Raw genomic sequence first — 18301 nt, 5'->3', positions numbered from 1 at the left:
AACTACCTCGCCTGGGCCGCGGGATCGCCGCCGGGCGACCCGGAGGACATGCTGCGCCACGCGGCCGAAGCGCTGGCGTTGGCCACCCGTGGCGGGGCCACGGCCCAGATCGCCTGGTCGCACACGTACACCGCACGCGCGCTGCGCATCCTCGGCCGGCTCGACGACTCCGTCGTCGCGGGGACCTTGGCGGCGGAGTCGTTCCGGGCCCTCGGCGACGTCGACGGCTACGTCCAGGGCCTGGCCAGTGTCGGCAACTCCCTCCGCGAAGCGGGACGCTGCGCGGAGGCACTGGAGCGGTTCCAGGACGCGCTCGCGCTGATCGAGGACGAGGACTCCGGCATGTCCGCGAGCGTCGCGACCGCCTGCCGGCCCCTGGCGCTGCTGCGGATCGGCCAGTGCCGGCGCAGTCTGGGCGAACGGGCGAAGGCGCTCACCACCGTCACCGAGGCGATCAGCCTGCGGCCGGAGCGGTCCGACCACTGGCAGGCCGACGCCCTGGAGACGCTGGCCGCGCTGCTGGCCGACGACGGCCGGGCCGCCGAGAGCCGGCAGGCGTACGCGCGGGCGGCCACGGTGTTCGAGGCGATCGGCGACACCGAGGCCGCCGACCGCTGCCGGGCTCGGGCCGCTGACGCCGACGCCGACTGAGTTGCCCCCTGAGCTGTGCCCTGACCTGGCGCGCTCCGGGTTCCGCGCGCAGTTCTGCGTGCTGTTCTGCATGGTCCGCCCGGCCGCGCACCGATTGACTCGTTCGCACCCGGGACAGCGTCAGAACCTGTCCCACCAGGCCAGGAGGGACCATGGCACCCATCAGGAACGTCGTCCTCGTGCACGGCGGCTTCGTGGACGGATCCGGCTGGCAGGGGGTCTACGACCACCTGACCGCCGACGGCTACCACGTGGCCGTCGTGCAGAACCCGACCCTCTCGCTGGCCGGCGACGTCGCCGCCACGCGCCGGATCCTCGACGGGCTCGACGGCCCGGCCGTACTGGTCGGGCACTCCTACGGCGGCGTCGTCATCACCGAGTCGGGCAACCACCCGAACGTCGCCGCGCTCGCCTACATCACCGCGTTCGCCCCCGACAAGGGCGAATCGGTGAGCTCCCTGATCGCCGACCCCGCTCCCGGCGCGCCCGTCCCGCCGATCCTGCCGCCGGTGGACGGCTTCCTCTTCCTGGACCGCGACAGGTTCGCGGCCTCCTTCGCCGCCGACGTGCCCGAGCAGCTCGCGGCCTTCATGGCCGACTCCCAGGTCCCCTGGGGCGTCGAGGCGCTGGACGGCACCGTGACCGACCCGGCCTGGCAGAGCAAGCCGTCCTGGTACCTGGTCGCCACCGACGACCACATGATCCCGCCGGCCGCCCAGCGCGCCATGGCCGAGCGGGCGAAGGCCACGGTCACCGAGACCCCCGGCAGCCACGCCGTCTACGTCTCCCGCCCGGCCGTCGTCGCCGCCGTCATCGCCCAGGCGGCACAGGAGCCCCGATGAACCCCGACCTGTCCCGCCGTCGCGTCCTGGCCGCCGGAGCGGCCGTCGCGGGATCGGCCGCGCTGCTGACCCAACTGGCCGCCTCCCCCGCCACCGCCGCCTCACCCGCCGCCGCGGACGCGCAGCAGTCCGCGTCCACGGCCAAGCCGACCATCGTGCTGGTGCACGGCGGGTTCGCCGACGCCTCCTGCTGGAACGGCGTCGTCGAACGCCTCCAGGACGCGGGCTACACCACCATCGCCCCGGCCAACCCGCTGCGCGGCCTGCCCACCGACGCCCCCTACATCGCCAGCGTGCTCCAGTCGATCAGCGGCCCGATCGTCCTGGCGGGCCACTCCTACGGCGGCGCCGTCATCACCAACGCTGCGGCGGGCAACCCGAACGTCAAGGCGCTGGTGTACATCGCCGCCTTCGTGCCGGACGTGGGCGAGCAGCTCGGGGTGCTGATCGGCAGGTTCCCCGGCAGCATCATCCAGGCCGCGACCCGGCCCGTGCCCTACCCGAAGCCCGACGGCAGCACCGGAACCGACCTGTACCTCCAGCCCGACGGCTTCCGGGCGGCGTTCGCCGCCGACCTGCCGGTGGCCACTACCCGGCTCATGCAGGCCACCCAACGCCCCTTCGACGCCTCTTCGTTCACCGACCTGACCACCGCCGCCGCCTGGCGCGCCATCCCCTCCTGGGGCCTGGTCGCCGGCCGTGACATGGCCATCCCGCCGGCGCTCGAGCGGTGGTTCTACCAGCGGGCCCAGGCCCGCGAGATCGTCGAGGTGCCCGGCGCCTCGCACGTGGCCATGATCAGCCACCCGGGGACCACCGCCGGGCTCATCGCCAAGGCCGCCAGCTCCGTCGGCTGAACACCCCCGCCCTTCGCCCGCACTCGATTCGTGCCGGGCCCCGCCCCGGTCCCCCGCAGGGACCGGGGCTCAAGCCGTCGTCGACCGCGGGACCTGCCTGGATCATGAAGATTTCCTGCTGACCCGGTTCAGCAACTGTCGATGGACCGGGACCACCGTGACACGGGAGGCTGTTGTCGCGACCCGTGACTCGGGATTTCGCACCATCCCCCGATCCCATCGTGGTTCCGCATGCCCGGGAGGCAGCTGCTGTGAAGGCACTTGTGAAGGCCAAGGACGAGCCCGGCCTGTGGCTGATGGACGTCCCCGAGCCCGAGGTCGGCCCCGGCGAGGTGCTGATCAAGGTGCTGCGCACCGGTATCTGCGGCACCGACCTGCACATCCGCGCCTACGACGCGTGGGCGCGGCAGGCCGTGCAGACCCCGCGCGTGCTCGGGCACGAGTTCGTGGGCGAGGTCGTCGAGGTCGCCCCGGGCGTGACGGACGTCGTCGTCGGCGACGTGGTCAGCGGCGAGGGCCACCTGGTCTGCGGGAAGTGCCGCAACTGTCTGGCCGGGCGGCGGCACCTGTGCCGCAGCACCGTGGGTCTGGGCATCGGGCGCGACGGCGCCTTCGCCGAGTACGTGACGCTGCCGTCCTCGAACGTGTGGGTGCACCGCGTTCCGGTCGACCTCGACGTCGCGGCGATCTTCGACCCCTTCGGCAACGCCGTGCACACCGCGCTGTCCTTCCCGCTCGTCGGCGAGGACGTGCTGATCACGGGCGCGGGCCCGATCGGCATCATGGCGGCGGCCGTGGCCAAGCACGCCGGCGCCCGCAACGTGATGATCACCGACGTGAGCCCCTACCGGCTGGAGCTGGCGGAGAAGGTCGGCGTGAGCCTGGCGCTCAACGTGGCCGAGACCACGATCGAGCAGGGTCAGCGCCGGCTCGGCCTGCGCGAGGGCTTCGACATCGGCCTGGAGATGTCCGGCCGCCCCGAGGCGCTGCGCGACATGATCGCCAACATGACCAACGGCGGCCGGATCGCCATGCTCGGGCTGCCGGCCGAGGAGTTCCCGGTCGACTTCGCCCGGATCGTCACCTCCATGATCACCCTCAAGGGCATCTACGGCCGGGAGATGTTCGAGACCTGGTACGCGATGTCGGTGCTGCTGGAGGGCGGCCTGGACCTGAGCCCGGTGATCACCGGCCGCTACCCGTACCAGGACTTCGACGCCGCGTTCGACGACGCCGCCGGCGGCCGCTGCGGCAAGGTCATCCTCGACTGGACCGTCTGAGGGCCCCCTCCGACGCGCTCCCGCCGCGCCCCGCTCCTCCCACGACACCCGCGAAACCCGCGAACTTAAGGACCTTTCGATGCTCGACTCCGTCCGCGAGGACCTCCAGGCCACGCTCGACGAGATCCGCGACGCCGGCCTGCACAAGCCCGAGCGCGTGATCGGCACGCCGCAGAGCGCCACCGTCGACGTCACGGCCGGGGGCCGCCCGGGCCAGGTGCTGAACTTCTGCGCCAACAACTACCTGGGCCTGGCCGACAACCCCGAGGTGATCAGCTCCGCGAAGCAGGCGCTGGACACCTGGGGCTACGGCATGGCCTCGGTCCGCTTCATCTGCGGCACGCAGGAGGTGCACAAGGAGCTGGAGGCGCGCATCTCGCGCTTCCTCGGGCAGGAGGACACCATCCTCTACAGCTCCTGCTTCGACGCCAACGGCGGCGTCTTCGAGACCCTGCTGGACGACCGCGACGCGGTGATCTCCGACGCGCTCAACCACGCCAGCATCATCGACGGCATCCGCCTGTCCAAGGCCCGCCGCTACCGCTACGCCAACCGCGACATGGCCGACCTGGAGCAGCAGCTCAAGGCCGCCTCGGACGCGCGCCGCAAGCTGATCGTCACCGACGGCGTCTTCTCCATGGACGGCTACATCGCCCCGCTGGAGGAGATCTGCGACCTGGCCGAGCGCTACGGCGCGATGGTCATGGTCGACGACTCCCACGCGGTCGGCTTCGTCGGCCCGGGCGGGCGCGGCACGCCGGAGCTGCACGGGGTCATGGACCGCGTGGACATCATCACCGGCACCCTCGGCAAGGCGCTCGGCGGCGCGTCCGGCGGCTACGTCAGCGCCCGCGCCGAGATCGTGGCGCTGCTGCGCCAGCGCTCGCGTCCGTACCTGTTCTCCAACTCGCTCGCCCCGGTGATCGCCGCCGCGTCGATCAAGGTCCTGGACCTGCTGGAGGACACCGACGGCGGCCCCGGCGCCGAGCTGCGCAAGCGTCTGGCCGAGAACACCGCGCTGTTCCGCTCCCGGATGACCGAGGAGGGCTTCGAGATCCTGCCCGGCGAGCACCCCATCGCCCCGGTCATGATCGGCGACGCGGAGCAGGCCGGGCGGATGGCCGAGGCCCTGCTGGAGCACGGCGTCTACGCGATCGGCTTCTCCTTCCCCGTCGTCCCCCACGGCCAGGCGCGCATCCGCGTGCAGCTGTCGGCGGCCCACTCGACCGAGGACGTCGAGCGCGCGGTGTCGGCATTCGTGGCCGCGAGGTCCTCGATGCGATGATGGCCAGATGATTGACTCCCGTCGGCTGCGCACCCTGCGGGCCGTCGCGGACCACGGAACGGTGACCGCCGCGGCCGCCGCGCTGTACCTGACCCCGTCCGCCGTGTCCCAGCAGCTCGCCGCGCTGGAGCAGGAGGTCGGCCACCAGGTGCTGATGCGCGACGGCCGCGGCGTCCGTCTGACGGCCGCCGGCGAGATCCTGCTGCGCCACTCCAACATCGTGCTGGAGCAGCTGGAGCGGGCGCAGGCGGAGCTGGCGGACTTCGCCGCGGGGCATGGCGGCGAGGTGACGGTGGCCTCGTTCGCCACCGGCATCGCCACCGTCGTCGCCCCGGCCATGGCCGAGCTGGCGCTGAGCGCGCCCGGCATCCGGCTGCGGGTCCAGGACGCCGAGGGCGACGCGAGCCTGATGCTGGTCCTGGACGGCCGCGCCGACCTGGCGGTCGCCGTCGAGTACCGCGGCGCGCCGGGCCAGGACGACCAGCGGCTCTCCCAGTTCCCCCTGTACGCCGAACCGTTCGACGCCGTGCTGCCACGCAGCCACCGGCTCGCCGAGCAGCCGGCCGTCGCCGTCGCCGACCTGGCGAGCGAGCCGTGGATCGGCCCCTACCCGGGCAACCCCTGCCACGACGTGGTGATGCTCGCCTGCGAGTCGGCGGGCTTCCAGCCGCAGCTGGCGCACTCCTCCGACGACTTCCGCGCGGTCGCCGCGCTGGCCGGCACGGGTGCGGGCGTCGCCCTGGTCCCGCGCTCGGCGCTGCGCGGCGTCGACCTTCCGCACGTGGTGACGCTTCCGCTGGTCGGCACCACCGCGACCCGCCGCGTCTTCGCGGCGGTCCGCCGCGGCTCCCAGGACCACCCGCTCTACCGCCCCGTCCTCGACGCCCTGCGCACCGCCGCCGCCCAGGCCCACCTCGCGGACACGCCGACCCCGACCGGCTGAGCGTTTCCCTGCCAGGGGCGCGGCCGACGCGCGGCGCAGGGCCGTTGCGAGCCCAGAAGGGCGGGGCCCTCGCCTCAGGCCCCGGGGACCGGGCGGCCAGCCGTCACGGTCCACGTCAGCCCCTCCCGCTCGCCCTCGGTGCGCTGCGGGCGCACCGGCGCCGACCGGCTGATCCGTCTCCCGGGCCGTGACGCGTCATGGGAGGCGAGGCTCTCCGGCTCGCCGACCACCCGGGGACCGAACCGCCAGCCGTCAGGCTCCGGGTCGGCCTGCAGGCGGGCCGGGCAGCGCGGGCGCACCGTCAACTGCCGCGCCTGCGGGGAGTTCCGCAGGCGGGCGCACGGGCCGTTCGCGCGTCTGCCCGGCGCGGTGCCGGGCCCGCGAGCGTCCGGGTGGGCAACGGCCCCGCCGGGCGCTGCCCCGCCGAGATGCCGCGCCGCTCAGGGGGTCGCACGCTGGAATCACGTGACCAACCCGACCAGGGAGGCACCTATGTCGGCTCACTTCGAGGTCTACGAGGACAAGGCCCACCAGTGGCGGTTCCGGTTGAAGGCCGGGAACGGCGAGATCGTCGCCGTGGGCGAGTCCTATCCCACCAGGACCATCGCCGAGAAGGGCTGTGAGGCGGTCAAGCGCGCCGCGGCCGAGGCCGACATCCGCGAGGCCAAGGCCGCCGCCTGAGTCCGCGCGACGAGAAGGCCCCGCCGATGTCGTCACCGGCGGGGCCGTTTCGTGCGCCTGGGCGGACTCAGGGCGCGGGCTGGGGCTGGGTGACGCAGTGGATGCCGCCGCCCTGGTTGCCGAGGTTGTCGATGTTCAGCTGGACCACGCTGCGGCCGGGGAAGAGCCGCTGCAGGACGGCCTTGGCGTTGGCGTCCGCGGTCGAGTCGCCGAACTGGGCGGAGATGACCGCGCCGTTGCAGACGTAGTAGTTGGCGTAGGAGTCGACGAAGTCGACGCTCGTGGCGCGGATCTTGTTGTAGTCGGGCGACTGGAGCTTGGTGACGGCGATCTTCGCGCCCTGGGCGTCGGTGGACGTGGAGAGCGTGTTGTACTGCTGCTGCTCGTCGTTGGACCAGATGTCCGACGGGTCGGCCGGGTTGGGGGTCTGCACGAGGCCGGCCCCGGCGGCGAGGAAGCGCGAGGTGGCGTCGACGTGGTCGTCGGTGATGTCCTGCCCGCTGATGCCGGTGAACCAGATGACCTTGGACGCGCCGTAGGCGGCGCACATGGACGCCTCCAGCTGGGCCTGGGTCTTGCCGGGGTTCCGGTCGGAGTTGATGATGCTGCTCTTGGTGGCCATCAGGGTGCCCGCGCCGTCGGCCTCGATCGCGCCGCCCTCGCTGACCAGGCCCGCGGCGGTGAAGTTGACGCCGAGGTAGGCGGCGACGCGCTGCGCGACGAGGGCGTCGTTGGCGTGGGTCTGCTTGTTGCCCCAGCCGTTGAAGTTGAGTCCCACGGCGTCGAGTCCGCCCGCTCCGTCGGTGCGGAAGACGGGGCCGGAGTCCCGCATCCAGCAGTCGTCGATCGGGATGCTGCCGATGACGGTGACGTTCGGGTTGGTGCAGGCGCGCTTGGCGGCGCTGACGCTGGCGGAGTTGGCGAGCAGGTAGACCGGCTCGTAGGTGGCGATGGTGTTGGCGATGAGGGCGATGTTCGCCTGCATGCCGGAGAGCTTGCGTCCGTAGATGGCGCTGCTGTCGGGCCAGGCCATCCAGGTGCGGGTGTGCGGGACGCTGTCGAGCGGGACGGCGAAGGCGCCCGCCGCGGCGGCGGTCGCGGGGCGCAGGGTGTTGCCCCGCACGCCGCGTGCGGCGGTCGCCGCGGTCGCGGCGCGGGCCGTTCCGGCGAGGCCGGTGACGGCCCATGCGGCGCCGGCGGCGGTGAGCCCGGCGGCCGCCAGGAAGCGGCGCCGGTCGAGCGGGCGGGCGTGCGGGGTGTTCAGGTGCGGTGAGCTCAGGGGGTCGTGCGCGTCCTCGGCTCTGCCGTGCTGGTCCATGCTGGGCCTCCCTTGGCTGGGGCGCGCTTCTGCGCGGCTGACGGGAAGGTATAACTGACCATGCGCTCGGTCAATAGATGTCGCAGGAACTGGTTCGCTCACGGGGGCGGCCCGGCATGGCTAAGGTGGGCGCGTGGCGACGGGAGCTGGGGAAGACGTGGAGAACGCGGCAGTTCAGGAGGCTCGCGGCACGAGCAGCGCGGGCGCGGCCGTCGCGGCCGGAGCGGTCCGCGCGCGCAAGCCGCGGGTGTCGGTCAAGGGCGAGCAGACGCGCGCCCGGTTGGTGGCCGCCGCGCGGAGCCTGCTGGCGGGCGAGGACGACGTGCCGTTCACGACCCGCAACGTCTCGGCGCTGGCCGGGGTGACGCACGGGATGTGCCACTACCACTTCAAGGACCGCACGGATCTGATCGTGGCGGTCGTCGTGGACATCCGGCCGGAGTGGATCACGCCGATGGAGGAGGCGGTCGCCGCCCCCGGCACCTTCGACGAGCGGTCCGAGCGCGTCATCGCGCTGCTGTCGCAGCCGGAGGCGGCGGAGCTGGCCCGGATGCACTCGGCGCTGCACTGGTTCTCGCTGACGGACGAGCGGGTGCGCGTCGCGCTGGAGGCCGAGTACGCGCGCTGGCGCGCCTGCTTCGTTGACCTCTTCCGGGTCCTCGCGGCCGAGCGGGAGGGCGGCGCGGACGCGGAGACGCTGGGCGAGGCGCTGGCCGCCGCGGCGGACGGGCTGGCCGCGATCCAGTCGCTCGGCTCGGCGGTGGACGCCCGCGCCGTCGTCCGTGCCCTCGTCCACGGCCTCGCCGCCGCAGCGGACCGCCTGCCGGGCGCCTGAGGGTCCGTCCGACGGCTCCCGGCCGGGCGACGGTCCCCCGGGACTTCGACCGGGAGGCGCCCCGGGCACGGCCCGCCCGGCCGGGGTCCGGAAGCCGTGCGGCCAACCGCGCCGCACGCCGCGAGCTGATCCGCGCGGATCTCCCGTCTCCCGGGCAGGCCCGGGCCCCGGCGGACGGCAGGCAGCGGTCCGGGCGGGCGCGGCATGCGACCGCGCGGTCGGCGGCGCTCACGACCTCGGCCTCCGGAACCCGCGCGCGGGAGCACCCTCGGACCCGCTTCCGGACGCGCGGCCGGCCGGCAGATCGCCGCGTCGGCGGGCGGGTTCCAGTGCGGCCATGCCGAGCACCGCCGCCGCGAGGAGGGCGTAGAAGACGGCGGTCTTGTTCTGGTCGTCCAGGAAGAACCACAGGGCTGCCGTCCCGGTGAGCCACGCGCCGACCGCGGCGAAACCGCCGTCACGGCCGCGCCGGGAGCAGCAGCGGACGGCGCAGACGACGGCCGTCGCCGCCAGCCCGAGGGCGAGCAGCACCGGCTTGGTCTCGAACCCGAGGTAGGCGCGCCGCAGGTCCGACTGGACCGCGAGCGTCTCGGCGACCGGGCCCCAGGCGACCGTGCAGGCCAGGCGCGCCGACCAGAGCAGCGCGAGCGCCCCCAGCAGGCAGGCCAGCAGCGTGACGGCCGCGAAGTGCGGAGCTTCGACGTACCGCATCCGCGCGCACAGGGCGGCGAGCGCACAGCCCAGGACGGCGAGCACGCCCTCGGCGGTCGGGTGCAGCCGGACCACCCAGGGCCGGGGGCTCGTCGGGACGGGGTCCGTGGCGGGCGGCACGACGACGCTCGCCGGCCCGAAGCCCGGCGGCTCCGCCGCCGGCAGCGTCGGCCGCGCGACCGGGGTGACCGGGATGCTCGGGGCGACCGGGGTGACCAGCACCGTCGCCGCCTCCGATCCGGCGGGGGCGCTGCGTGCGAGCGCGGCTCGCATCGACGCCGCGTCCCGGTAACGGTCGGCGGGGGTCTTGCCCAGCGCAGTCAGCACGACGGCGTCGAGCGCCGGGGGCACCTCCGGGCGGCTGCGCGACGGCGGCGCCGGCTCCGCCGTCAGGTGCTGGTGCATGATGACGAACGGCGAGTCGCCGACGAAGGGCTGACGGCCGGTCAGCAGCTCGTACAGAAGGCAGCCGACGGCGTACAGGTCGGCGCGGTGGTCGACGTCGAGGCCGTTGATCTGCTCCGGGGAGAGGCAGGCGGGGGTGCCGACGGCCATGCCGGTGCCGGTGAGGCGGGTCGCGGTGTCGGTCAGGGCGCGGGCGATGCCGAAGTCGAGGACCTTCACCGCGCCGGAGCGAGTGGTCATGATGTTCGCCGGCTTGATGTCGCGGTGCAGGATGCCCTGGCGGTGGCTGTGGTCCAGCGCGTCGAGCACCTGCATCGCCACGTCCACGGCCTCGCCGACCGGGAGCGGACCGCGCCGCAGCACGTCCGCGAGGGTGACCCCGTCGACGTACTCCATGACCAGGTACGGCACGAGCGCGCCGTCGCGCACGTCCTCGGCGACGTCGTGGATGGTCGCGACGACGGGGTGGTTCAGCGCCGCCACCGCGTGCGCCTCGCGCTGGAACCGGGCCCGGCACTGGGGGTCGTGCGCCAGTTCCGGGGCCAGGGTCTTGACGGCGACGAGGCGTCGCAGGCGGTGGTCGACGGCGCGGTGGACGGTGCCCATGCCGCCCCTGCCGAGTTCGTGTTGCAGTTCGTACCGGTCAGCAAGCATGTGGTTCCGTGCCGTCTCGTGGTGCTCGTCGTGCGGGTCAGGTCCCGCCGGGTCAGGTTCCGGCGGGTCAGGTTCCGGCGGGTCGGGTCGGGGCGCCGCACCCGACTTCCCCACGAAACCGGGTGCGGCGCGTCGGAGGGGGCCCTACAGGGCCCGCCGGGCGACGGCGATGGCCTTGGGGTTCCACCCCGGGCGCGGGACGGAGTCCAGCAGCAGCCGCGTGTAGGCGTGCTGCGGGTCGGCCAGCACCTCGGCGGTACGGCCGGACTCGACGATCCGTCCGTGCCGCATCACCACCACGTCCTCGGTGACGCAGCGGACCACACCAAGGTCGTGGGTGATGAACAGGTACCCGATGCCGGTGTCCTGGCGGATGTCCGCGAGCAGGTTGAGGATCTGCGCCTGCACGGAGACGTCGAGGGCCGCCACCGCCTCGTCGAGGACGAGGACGGCCGGTTCGACCGCGAGCGCGCGGGCGATGGCGACGCGCTGGCGCTGGCCGCCGGAGAGCTGCCGGGGCATGGCGCCGGCCTCGCGGGCGCCGAGCCCGACCTGGTCGAGGAGCTCCTCGACGCGGCGGTCGTGGTCGGCCTTCGCCTCGGGGACGTGCAGGCGCAGCGTCTCGCGCAGCACGCTGCCGACGGTCACCCGCGGGTCGAGGGAGAGGAAGGGGTCCTGGAAGACCATCTGCACCTCGCGGGCCCGCTCCAGCCGGGCCCCGCGGCCGCGTCCCGCCGCCGCGGACCGGTCCCGGCCGCGCACCAGGACGCGGCCGGAGTCGGCACGTTCCAGGCCCACGATGATCCGCGCGGTGGTGGTCTTGCCGGAGCCCGACTCCCCCACGATGCCCAGCGATCCGCCGCGCGCGAGACAGAACGAGACGTCGTGGACGGCCTGCACGCTGCCGAAGGCCCGGTGCAGCCCGGCGACCTCCAGGACCCTCTGGTCGTCGGAAACGTCAGTCATGGGCGGCGCTCCCTGCGAGCTGGTCGGCGAGCTGGTCGCTGTGGTGGCAGGCGACGAGGCGGTCGGGCTCGCCGGGGACCGGCCGGTGCGGCGGCAGTTCCTCGGCGCACGCCTGGGTGGCGAAGGGGCAGCGAGCGGCGAACGGACAGCCCGTCAGCTCCTCCTTCAGGCTGGGCGGCTGGCCCTTGATGGCGGCGAGCCGGCCCTGGGGGGCGTCCAGGCGGGGCGTGGAGCGCAGCAGCGCGGCGGTGTAGGGGTGGCGGGGCCGGTCGAACAGCGCCTCGGCCGGGCCGGTCTCGGCGATCCGTCCGGCGTACATGACGTAGACGCGGTCGCTGATGGCGGCGGCGAGGCCCAGGTCGTGGGTGACGAACAGCAGGCCGGTGCCGAAGCGCTCGCGCAGGTCGTCGAGGAGGCCGACGACCTCGGCCTGGGTGGTCACGTCGAGGGCGGTGGTGGGCTCGTCGGCGAGGATCAGGGCCGGGTCGCCCATCAACGCCGAGGCGATCATGACGCGTTGGAGCATGCCGCCGGAGAGCTGGCCCGGGTACTGGCGCAGCACGCGCTCGCCGAGGCCGACCGCGTCGAGCATCCGCACGGCGCGCTCGTCGGCCTGCTGCGCCGGCGTGTCGGCGTTGAGCCGCAGGGACTCGGTGAGGAAGTCGCCGATGCGGCGCAGCGGGTTGATGGCGGCGCGCGGGTCCTGGAAGATCATGGCCGCCGTGTGGGTGCGCAGCTGCCGCAGCTGCTTGGCGTCCATGGTGAGCACGTCCTGGCCCTGGACGGCGACCCTTCCCTCGGTCGTCGCGCCCGGCGGCAGCAGCCGCAGCACGCTGCGCGAGGTCAGCGACTTGCCGGAGCCGGACTCCCCGACGAGCGCGACGGTCTCGCGCGCGCCGACGGTCAGGTCGATCCCGGCCAGGACCGGACGTGCGGCTCCGGGCAGGTGGAGCCGCAGCCCGTCGATCTCAAGGGTGTTGGTCATCGGTCCCTCCGGGCGACCTGGTCGGCCCAGCGTTCGCCGACGACGTTGAAGGCGACGACGGTCAGCACGATCGCGACGCAGGGCAGGATCGCCGAGAGCGGGTAGCCGGCCTGGATGGCGCTTTCGCCGTCGAAGACCATCCGGCCCCAGTCGGGCGTCAGCGCGGGCACGCCGAGTCCGAGGAAGGAGAGGCCGGCCAGGTCGATCAGGGCGTAGCCGAAGTTGATGGTGGACTGGGCCAGCACCACGGGCGCGATGTTGGGCAGCACGTGGCGCAGGCAGATCTGGACGGCGGAGTGGCCCTGGACCTGGTACGCCTCGACGTAGGGGCGTTCGCGTTCGGCGAGGACGAGGGAGCGGGTGAGGCGGCTGACGTAGGGCAGGTAGGCGACGCCGAGTGCGACGACCGGCGCGATCAGGCCCTCGCCGTAGATCGAGACGATCAGGATCGCCAGCAGCAGTCCAGGGAAGGCGAAGACGAGCTCGGTGGTGCGCGAGAGCACCGAGTCGAGCCAGCCGCCGCGCCAACCGGCCGCGACGCCCACGACGACGCCCGCGACGGTGGAGAAGGCGACGACGCCGAGCGGGCCGAGCAGCGAGGTGCGGGCTCCGGTGATCAGCCGGGACGCGGTGTCGCGTCCCGAGCCGTCGGCCCCCAGCGGGTGGGCGGCGGACGGGCCGGCCAGCGCGTTGCCGAGGTCGACGGCGTTGGGGTCGTGCGGGGACAGCCACGGCGCGAGCAGCGCCAGCAGTACGACGACGCCGAGGAAGCCGAGGCAGAGCAGGTACAGCAAGGGGCGGTTGGTCCTGACCCGGGCCAGCCCGGGGCGGCGGACGAGGGCGGTGGTCATGCGCTCGCTCCTCTCGTGCCGAGGCTGACCCGGGGGTCGACCAGCGGGAGCAGCAGGTCGACGACGAAGTTCACCAGCATGAAGATCCCGACGATGATCAGGGAGATGGCCTGGACGACGGGGAAGTCCTTGGTGGTCGTGGACAGGTCGAGCAACTGCCCGATGCCGTTGACGCTGAAGGCCGTCTCCACCAGGACGGTGCAGATGAGCAGCGTGGAGACGATCAGTCCGCCCATGGTCAGCACCGTGCCGAGGGTGTTGCGGAAGACGTGACGGCGGATCACCGCCCGCTCGGGGACGCCGCGGCTGCGGGTCACGGTGACGTGCTCGTGGCCCATCACCTCGAGCATGGCGCTGCGGGTGACGCGGGCGAGCATGCCGATCAGGTAGAGCGCGAGGGCCAGCGCGGGCAGGGTGAGGTGCCACAGCATCGACCCGAGGCCGGCGCCGCTGCCGCTGCTGGGGAACCAGCCGAGCTTGACCGAGAAGAGCCCCTGGAGCAGCACCGCCGCCACGAAGGACGGCGTGCCGACCGCGAAGGTGGTGCCGACCAGGATGGTGGAGTCAGTGGCGCCGCCGCGCACCGCGCCGATCCAGCCGAGCGCCAGGCCGAGGACCACGACCAGCACCAGGGCCATGGCGACCAGCAGCAGCGTGCTGGGCAGCCGGGCCGCGAGCAGGGTGTTCACCGGCGTGCGGTACTCGATGGAGCGGCCGAAGTCGCCGTGCAGCACCTGGCCGAGCCAGCGCAGGTACTGCTCCCAGAACGGGTCGTTCAGGTGGTACTGGTCGTTGATCGCCTTGAGCGCCTCGGGTGAGGCGGAGCGCCCCGAGAGCAGGAAGCTCGCCGGGTTCCCCGGGGCCAGGTACATCGCCCCGAAGATCAGGAACGAGGCGGCCAGCAGGGTCGCGGCCATCTCGGCCAGGCGTCGCAGGGTGAACCGCAGGAAGGTCATCTCGCGGCCCCGATGTCGGCGGCCCACGGGTAGTACAGGTAGGAGATGGTGGTGGGCGCGCCGGTGATCCGCTTGTTCATGAACAGCGCGGTGGGCCAGTTCGCGACCGGGATCCACAGGTTCTGCTGCACGGCGATCTGCTGGAGCTTCGCCTCGACGGCCAGTCGGGAGGCGGGGTCGTCGGTGCCGACGGCCTCCTGGACGAGCTTGTCGTAGGCGGGATTGCTGTAGCCGGCGTAGTTCTGGTAGTTGCCGGTCTGGAAGTTGGCGAGCAGGTCCATCGGGTCGGTGATGGACAGGTAGTAGGTCTCGGGGAACATGTCGATCCCCTGCCGGGCCTTGGGGTCGGTGAACAGGGCCGAGAAGGCGTCCGGGGCGATGGTCTTCACCTGGACGTCCAGGCCGATCTCGGTGCCGGCCGCCTGGACGGCGGTCGCCAGCAGCGAGACGTCCTGACCGATCGCGCTGGTGGCCACGGTGACGGTCTTGCCCGTCGCGCCGGCCTCCTTGATCAGCTCCTTGGCCCGGGCCAGGTCGGGAGCGGTCGAGGGCAGGTCGAACGCGGATTTCAGCGTCTCCGGGTCGGCCATGGCCCAGGCGGCCTTGTCCGTCAGCGCGTTGGTCACCTGGCCGTTGCCGGCCAGGCCCTGCTTGACGAAGCCGGAGCGGTCCAGCGCGAGCGACAGGGCCTGCCGCACCCGGGCGTCGCCGAGCACCCCCTTCATGTTGGTGACGTTGACGTTGACGGTGCTCAGGCTCTCGCCGAAGTAGAGGGTGCCGACGCCGCTGTCGCGCAGCCGCTGGTAGCTCTCGGTCGGGATCAGGTAGCCGCCGTCGACGGCGCCGGTGAGCATGGCGTTGGTGCGCGCCGAGGGGTCCGTCAGGAACTCGAAGGTGACCTTGCCGGCCTTGGCCGGGGTGCCCCAGTAGTCGGTGAAGCGGTCCAACTCGATGGACTGGCCCTTGTTCCAGGCGCCGAGCTTGAACGGTCCGGTGCAGTCGAGGCTGCCGGTGCCCCAGTTCGCCCCGGCCGCCTTGATGCCCTTCTCGCTCGCCACCACACCGGCGGCCGTGGCCATGTACTGCGGGAAGACGGCGTCGGGCGTCTTCAGCTTGACCGTCACCTCCAGCGGGCCGGTCTTGGTGATGGAGGCGACGTTCTGGAAGACGCCCGCCCAGGCCGCGCCGGTCTTCGGGTCCATCTGCCGGTCGAGGCTGTAGACCACGTCATCGGCGGTCATCAGGGAGCCGTCGTGGAAGTGCACGCCCGGACGCAGGTCGTAGACCCAGGTGGTCGGGTCCGGGTGCGAGGCCCGCTGCGCGAGACCGGGGACCTCCCTGAGCTGCGGGGTCCACTTCATGAGGCTCTCGCACACGTTGGACAGGATGGTGTTCGACGGGTAGTCGAAGGCCATCGCGTAGTCCAAGGTGAGCGGTTCCGCGTAGGAGGCCCAGGTGAACGAGGCGATGTCGCCCGCGGGAGCCGGGGTGCCGGCCGACAGCTTGAAGGCGGCGGCCGCTCCGGCGCCTCCGGTGGCCGGCGGCCCCGAGCAGGCGGCGACCAGGCCGAGCGCGGCGGCCGCCGAGAGGGCGACGGCCAGCGGCCGGCGGGGGCCGCGGGCCGGCGACGCCGATGGTGAAGCCGAGGCGGAGCGGGGCAGGTGTCTGGACATCGGTGCTCTCTTTTCGTGCGCGACGCTGGGGAGGGGGCGAAGGGCGGAGCGGCGACCGGTGCTCAGGAGGCGGCGGGCACCTGCGGGGCCGCTGACAACTGCCGCGCTGCGGGCACCTGCTGGGTGATGCAGTGGACCCCGCCGCCGCCGAAGGCGATGACGCGCGAGCGCACCCCGACGACCTTGCGGCCGGGCAGCGCGGCGGCGAGGACGGCGAGCGCCCCCTCGTCCTCGGGGACGTCGGCGACCGGCACGACCACGCCGCCGTTGGCGATGTAGAAGTTGAGGTAGCCGACCTCGGTGTCCTTGCCCTCGACGTCGACGAAAGCGCTCTGCGGCAGGTCGATGATCTCCAGGCGGCGGCCCTGGGCGTCGGTGGCCGCCTCCAGCACGGCGCGGTTGACGCGCATCCGCTCGTAGTCGGGGTGCTGCGGGTCGCTGGGCAGCTGCACCACGACCTTGCCGGGGGCGACGAAGGCGCAGACGCCGTCGACGTGGCCGTCGGTCTCGGTGTCGAGTAGCCCGCCGTAGGGCAGCCAGATCACCTTGGTGACGCCGAGCTTCGCCTTCAGCTCGGCCTCGATCTCGTCCTGGCTCATGCCCGGGTTGCGGTTCGGGTTCAGCAGGCACTGCTCGGTGGTGATCAGCGTGCCCTCGCCGTCGACAGTGATCGCGCCGCCCTCGAGGATCATCGAGGACTCGACGCGCTCGACGCCGAGACGCTCCAGCAGCAGGCCGGCGATCTTGTCGTCGGTGTCCCAGGGGAAGTGCTTCTGGCCCCACGCGTTGAAGCGGAAGTCCACCCCGGCGCGTCGGCCGTCCTCGCCGAGCACGAAGATCGGACCGGAGTCGCGGAACCAGGAGTCGTCGATCGGCAGCTCCACCACCTCGACGCCCTCGCCGCACAGGGCAGCGGCCTCCCCGCCCTGACCGGGCAGGGCCACCATGGTGACCGGCTCGAAGGCGGCGATGGCGCGGGCGACGTTCGCGTACTCGCGCCGCGCCTCCTCCAGGGCCTCCTCGCCCCAGAGCTCGGCCCGGGTCGGCCACGCCATCAGGCATCGCTCGTGCTCGGTCCACTCGGCAGGCATACGCAGAGTCATGACAGCTCTTCTCCTGATGTGACGGTGTGTGGGACGTGCTGGACGCGACGTGTGTGGTCGGCGCGCCGAGCGGTCAGGGAGCCGGCGCGGGCCGGATGCCGCTTCTCGTCTGATCCAGTCGGGTCCGGTGGGATCCGGTCGGAAGGGGACGTGGGACCCGTCGCGGCGGGCGACGGGCCGTGGCCGGAATGTCGCTTCCCGCAGCACGACGGCTGCGAGAGTGATCCGCATCTTGCCCCGAACTGAAACTTCAGTCAATACTCCGTGTATGCCTCCGCCAGACCGTCGAACCGAGATCCTCACCGCCGCCACCCGCGTCATCGCGCGACGCGGCGTGCGCGGCCTGCGCGTGGCCGAACTCGCGAAGGAGGCCGGCGTGTCCGTGGCGCTGATCTACTACCACTTCGGCGACCGGGCCGGACTGCTGCGCCGGACGCTGGAGTTCATCGGCGACCGCGCGGAGCGGTACACGGCGGGGCCGGACGCCGCATCCGACCCCGCCGCATCCGACCCCGATCCGCGCTCCGAGCTGGAGCAGACCCTGCTGCTGGAGCTCCAGGACACCCCCGTGGTGCGCGAGAACAGCACCGCCTGGGGCGAGCTGCGGGCCAGCGCCGTGTTCGACCCGGAGCCGCGCGAGGACCTCGCCGCAGCCACGCTCGCCTGGGTGCACGGCACGGCCGAGCTGCTCGGCCGCGCCCACCCCGGCGGCACGGCCCCCGCCCACGCGGCCGCCGCCGAGCGGCTCACCGCCCTGCTGGAGGGGCTGAGCCAGCGCTGGCTCAGCGGCTCCATCCCCCTGGAGCACGCCCGCCACCTGCTCGCCGAGGCCGTCGCCGTCGAGCTCGGGGTCGGGGTCGGTGGGGTCGGGGTCGGGGTCGGGCACCATCCACTGCCGCCGCCCCCAAGGAAGGTTGCCGAACGGTGTTCTTCGACATAGGCGCACTCAAGCTGGCGGCCCTGGTGGTCCTGGCCGTCATGATCTTCGGCCCGGACAAGCTACCGAAACTGGTCTCCGAGGCCACCGCCGTCCTGCGCCGGCTGCGACAACTCGCCGACAGTGCGAAACAGGAGGTCAGGGACGGGCTGGGACCGGAGTTCCAGGACCTCGAACTCGACGACCTCAACCCGAGGACCTTCGTCCGCAAGCAGCTCGCCGATCTCACCGAGTCCTCGGAGCAGAACCAGAATATTGACTGAAGTTTCAGTCAGATGAGAGAGTGCCTGACCATGCGACTGACACCCACTGAGCAGGACCGGCTGCTGCTGTTCACGGCAGCCGAGCTCGCCCGCTCCCGCCGAGCC

General features: G+C 72.9%; 17 protein-coding genes and 2 pseudogenes. 11 read left to right on the top strand and 8 right to left on the bottom strand.

Annotated elements, in window-relative coordinates; genetic code table 11:
• From TR50_RS47405 to TR50_RS40425, 7 genes and pseudogenes are all read left to right on the top strand, one after another.
• Positions 1 to 651 (top strand): annotated as a pseudogene (locus TR50_RS47405) (hypothetical protein); the annotation flags it as partial.
• A gap of 152 nt (positions 652 to 803) precedes the next feature.
• Positions 804 to 1493 carry an alpha/beta fold hydrolase gene (locus TR50_RS40450; protein WP_042434949.1) on the top strand — a complete coding sequence of 230 codons (690 nt, stop codon included), beginning with the start codon at positions 804 to 806 and terminating at the stop codon, positions 1491 to 1493.
• Positions 1490 to 2350, top strand: a complete 861-nt coding sequence (locus TR50_RS40445; RefSeq protein ID WP_042434940.1) for an alpha/beta fold hydrolase — start codon at positions 1490 to 1492, stop codon at positions 2348 to 2350. The genes TR50_RS40450 and TR50_RS40445 overlap by 4 nt, the downstream gene beginning before the upstream one ends.
• 251 nt (positions 2351 to 2601) lie before the next feature.
• Entirely contained in the window at positions 2602 to 3630 is a 1029-nt protein-coding gene (gene tdh / locus TR50_RS40440; RefSeq protein WP_042434937.1) for an L-threonine 3-dehydrogenase, read from the top strand.
• A 79-nt stretch (positions 3631 to 3709) separates the two neighbouring features.
• Positions 3710 to 4915, top strand: a complete 1206-nt coding sequence (locus TR50_RS40435) for a glycine C-acetyltransferase (protein ID WP_042434934.1) — start codon at positions 3710 to 3712, stop codon at positions 4913 to 4915.
• Positions 4916 to 4922: 7 nt separating this feature from the next.
• Positions 4923 to 5858, top strand: coding sequence for a LysR family transcriptional regulator (locus TR50_RS40430; protein ID WP_042434931.1), 936 nt, complete (start codon positions 4923 to 4925; stop codon positions 5856 to 5858).
• Positions 5859 to 6350: 492 nt separating this feature from the next.
• Entirely contained in the window at positions 6351 to 6539 is a 189-nt protein-coding gene (locus tag TR50_RS40425) for a YegP family protein (protein WP_042434929.1), read from the top strand.
• A 67-nt stretch (positions 6540 to 6606) separates the two neighbouring features.
• Here the strand turns inward: TR50_RS40425 and TR50_RS40420 are convergent, their stop codons facing one another.
• A complete protein-coding gene (locus TR50_RS40420; RefSeq protein ID WP_084701843.1) occupies positions 6607 to 7857 on the bottom strand; it encodes an agmatine deiminase family protein in 1251 nt (416 codons plus the stop codon).
• 133 nt (positions 7858 to 7990) lie between these two features.
• Here TR50_RS40420 and TR50_RS40415 point away from each other — a divergent pair, with 133 nt between their 5' ends.
• Positions 7991 to 8692 carry a TetR/AcrR family transcriptional regulator gene (locus TR50_RS40415; RefSeq protein ID WP_152648909.1) on the top strand — a complete coding sequence of 234 codons (702 nt, stop codon included), beginning with the start codon at positions 7991 to 7993 and terminating at the stop codon, positions 8690 to 8692.
• Positions 8693 to 8920: 228 nt separating this feature from the next.
• Here the strand turns inward: TR50_RS40415 and TR50_RS43405 are convergent, their stop codons facing one another.
• The 7 genes from TR50_RS43405 to TR50_RS40380 all read right to left on the bottom strand — a co-directional run bounded on the left by TR50_RS43405 (position 8921) and on the right by TR50_RS40380 (position 16996).
• The gene (locus tag TR50_RS43405) at positions 8921 to 10462 is read right to left on the bottom strand and encodes a protein kinase domain-containing protein (RefSeq protein WP_052441858.1); all 1542 of its coding nucleotides are present in this window, start codon (positions 10460 to 10462) and stop codon (positions 8921 to 8923) included.
• A gap of 144 nt (positions 10463 to 10606) precedes the next feature.
• On the bottom strand, positions 10607 to 11428 hold the full coding sequence (locus TR50_RS40405) for an ABC transporter ATP-binding protein (RefSeq protein WP_042434923.1): 822 nt from the start codon (positions 11426 to 11428) through the stop codon (positions 10607 to 10609).
• On the bottom strand, positions 11421 to 12413 hold the full coding sequence (locus TR50_RS40400; protein ID WP_042434920.1) for an ABC transporter ATP-binding protein: 993 nt from the start codon (positions 12411 to 12413) through the stop codon (positions 11421 to 11423). The genes TR50_RS40405 and TR50_RS40400 overlap by 8 nt, the downstream gene beginning before the upstream one ends.
• Positions 12410 to 13264: an ABC transporter permease gene (locus TR50_RS40395; protein WP_042434917.1), complete on the bottom strand. Its 855-nt coding sequence runs from the start codon at positions 13262 to 13264 to the stop codon at positions 12410 to 12412. Before TR50_RS40395 ends, TR50_RS40400 begins: the two co-directional genes overlap by 4 nt.
• Positions 13261 to 14220 (bottom strand): ABC transporter permease, encoded by a 960-nt coding sequence (locus TR50_RS40390; RefSeq protein ID WP_042434914.1) that lies wholly within the window; start codon positions 14218 to 14220, stop codon positions 13261 to 13263. Before TR50_RS40390 ends, TR50_RS40395 begins: the two co-directional genes overlap by 4 nt.
• On the bottom strand, positions 14217 to 15893 hold the full coding sequence (locus TR50_RS40385; protein ID WP_042434911.1) for an ABC transporter substrate-binding protein: 1677 nt from the start codon (positions 15891 to 15893) through the stop codon (positions 14217 to 14219). The genes TR50_RS40390 and TR50_RS40385 overlap by 4 nt, the downstream gene beginning before the upstream one ends.
• A gap of 62 nt (positions 15894 to 15955) precedes the next feature.
• Entirely contained in the window at positions 15956 to 16996 is a 1041-nt protein-coding gene (locus tag TR50_RS40380) for an agmatine deiminase family protein (RefSeq protein ID WP_201776939.1), read from the bottom strand.
• A 268-nt stretch (positions 16997 to 17264) separates the two neighbouring features.
• Here TR50_RS40380 and TR50_RS40375 point away from each other — a divergent pair, with 268 nt between their 5' ends.
• The 3 genes and pseudogenes from TR50_RS40375 to TR50_RS50285 all read left to right on the top strand — a co-directional run.
• A complete protein-coding gene (locus TR50_RS40375; protein WP_063775256.1) occupies positions 17265 to 17936 on the top strand; it encodes a TetR/AcrR family transcriptional regulator in 672 nt (223 codons plus the stop codon).
• A pseudogene (locus TR50_RS40370) lies at positions 17921 to 18157 on the top strand (sec-independent translocase); the annotation flags it as partial. The gene TR50_RS40375 and the pseudogene TR50_RS40370, both read left to right, overlap by 16 nt.
• A 51-nt stretch (positions 18158 to 18208) precedes the next feature.
• Positions 18209 to 18301: urease subunit gamma (locus TR50_RS50285; RefSeq protein WP_369405821.1), on the top strand; the 93-nt coding region annotated here is incomplete at its 3' end.

The sequence above is a fragment of the Streptacidiphilus anmyonensis genome (assembly GCF_000787855.1).
Lineage (GTDB): Bacteria > Actinomycetota > Actinomycetes > Streptomycetales > Streptomycetaceae > Streptacidiphilus > Streptacidiphilus anmyonensis.
The sequence above is the reverse complement of the archived record's forward strand: the minus strand, read 5'-3'. Positions and strand labels throughout refer to the sequence as shown.

Coding starts and splice junctions, on each gene's coding strand:
- TR50_RS40450 (WP_042434949.1), top strand. CDS start 804: ATGGCACCCATCAGGAACGTCGTCCTCGTGCACGGCGGCTTCGTGGAC.
- TR50_RS40445 (WP_042434940.1), top strand. CDS start 1,490: ATGAACCCCGACCTGTCCCGCCGTCGCGTCCTGGCCGCCGGAGCGGCC.
- TR50_RS40435 (WP_042434934.1), top strand. CDS start 3,710: ATGCTCGACTCCGTCCGCGAGGACCTCCAGGCCACGCTCGACGAGATC.
- TR50_RS40430 (WP_042434931.1), top strand. CDS start 4,923: ATGATTGACTCCCGTCGGCTGCGCACCCTGCGGGCCGTCGCGGACCAC.
- TR50_RS40425 (WP_042434929.1), top strand. CDS start 6,351: ATGTCGGCTCACTTCGAGGTCTACGAGGACAAGGCCCACCAGTGGCGG.
- TR50_RS40420 (WP_084701843.1), bottom strand. CDS start 7,857: ATGGACCAGCACGGCAGAGCCGAGGACGCGCACGACCCCCTGAGCTCA.
- TR50_RS43405 (WP_052441858.1), bottom strand. CDS start 10,462: ATGCTTGCTGACCGGTACGAACTGCAACACGAACTCGGCAGGGGCGGC.
- TR50_RS40405 (WP_042434923.1), bottom strand. CDS start 11,428: ATGACTGACGTTTCCGACGACCAGAGGGTCCTGGAGGTCGCCGGGCTG.
- TR50_RS40400 (WP_042434920.1), bottom strand. CDS start 12,413: ATGACCAACACCCTTGAGATCGACGGGCTGCGGCTCCACCTGCCCGGA.
- TR50_RS40395 (WP_042434917.1), bottom strand. CDS start 13,264: ATGACCACCGCCCTCGTCCGCCGCCCCGGGCTGGCCCGGGTCAGGACC.
- TR50_RS40390 (WP_042434914.1), bottom strand. CDS start 14,220: ATGACCTTCCTGCGGTTCACCCTGCGACGCCTGGCCGAGATGGCCGCG.
- TR50_RS40385 (WP_042434911.1), bottom strand. CDS start 15,893: ATGTCCAGACACCTGCCCCGCTCCGCCTCGGCTTCACCATCGGCGTCG.
- TR50_RS40380 (WP_201776939.1), bottom strand. CDS start 16,996: ATGACTCTGCGTATGCCTGCCGAGTGGACCGAGCACGAGCGATGCCTG.
- TR50_RS40375 (WP_063775256.1), top strand. CDS start 17,265: ATGCCTCCGCCAGACCGTCGAACCGAGATCCTCACCGCCGCCACCCGC.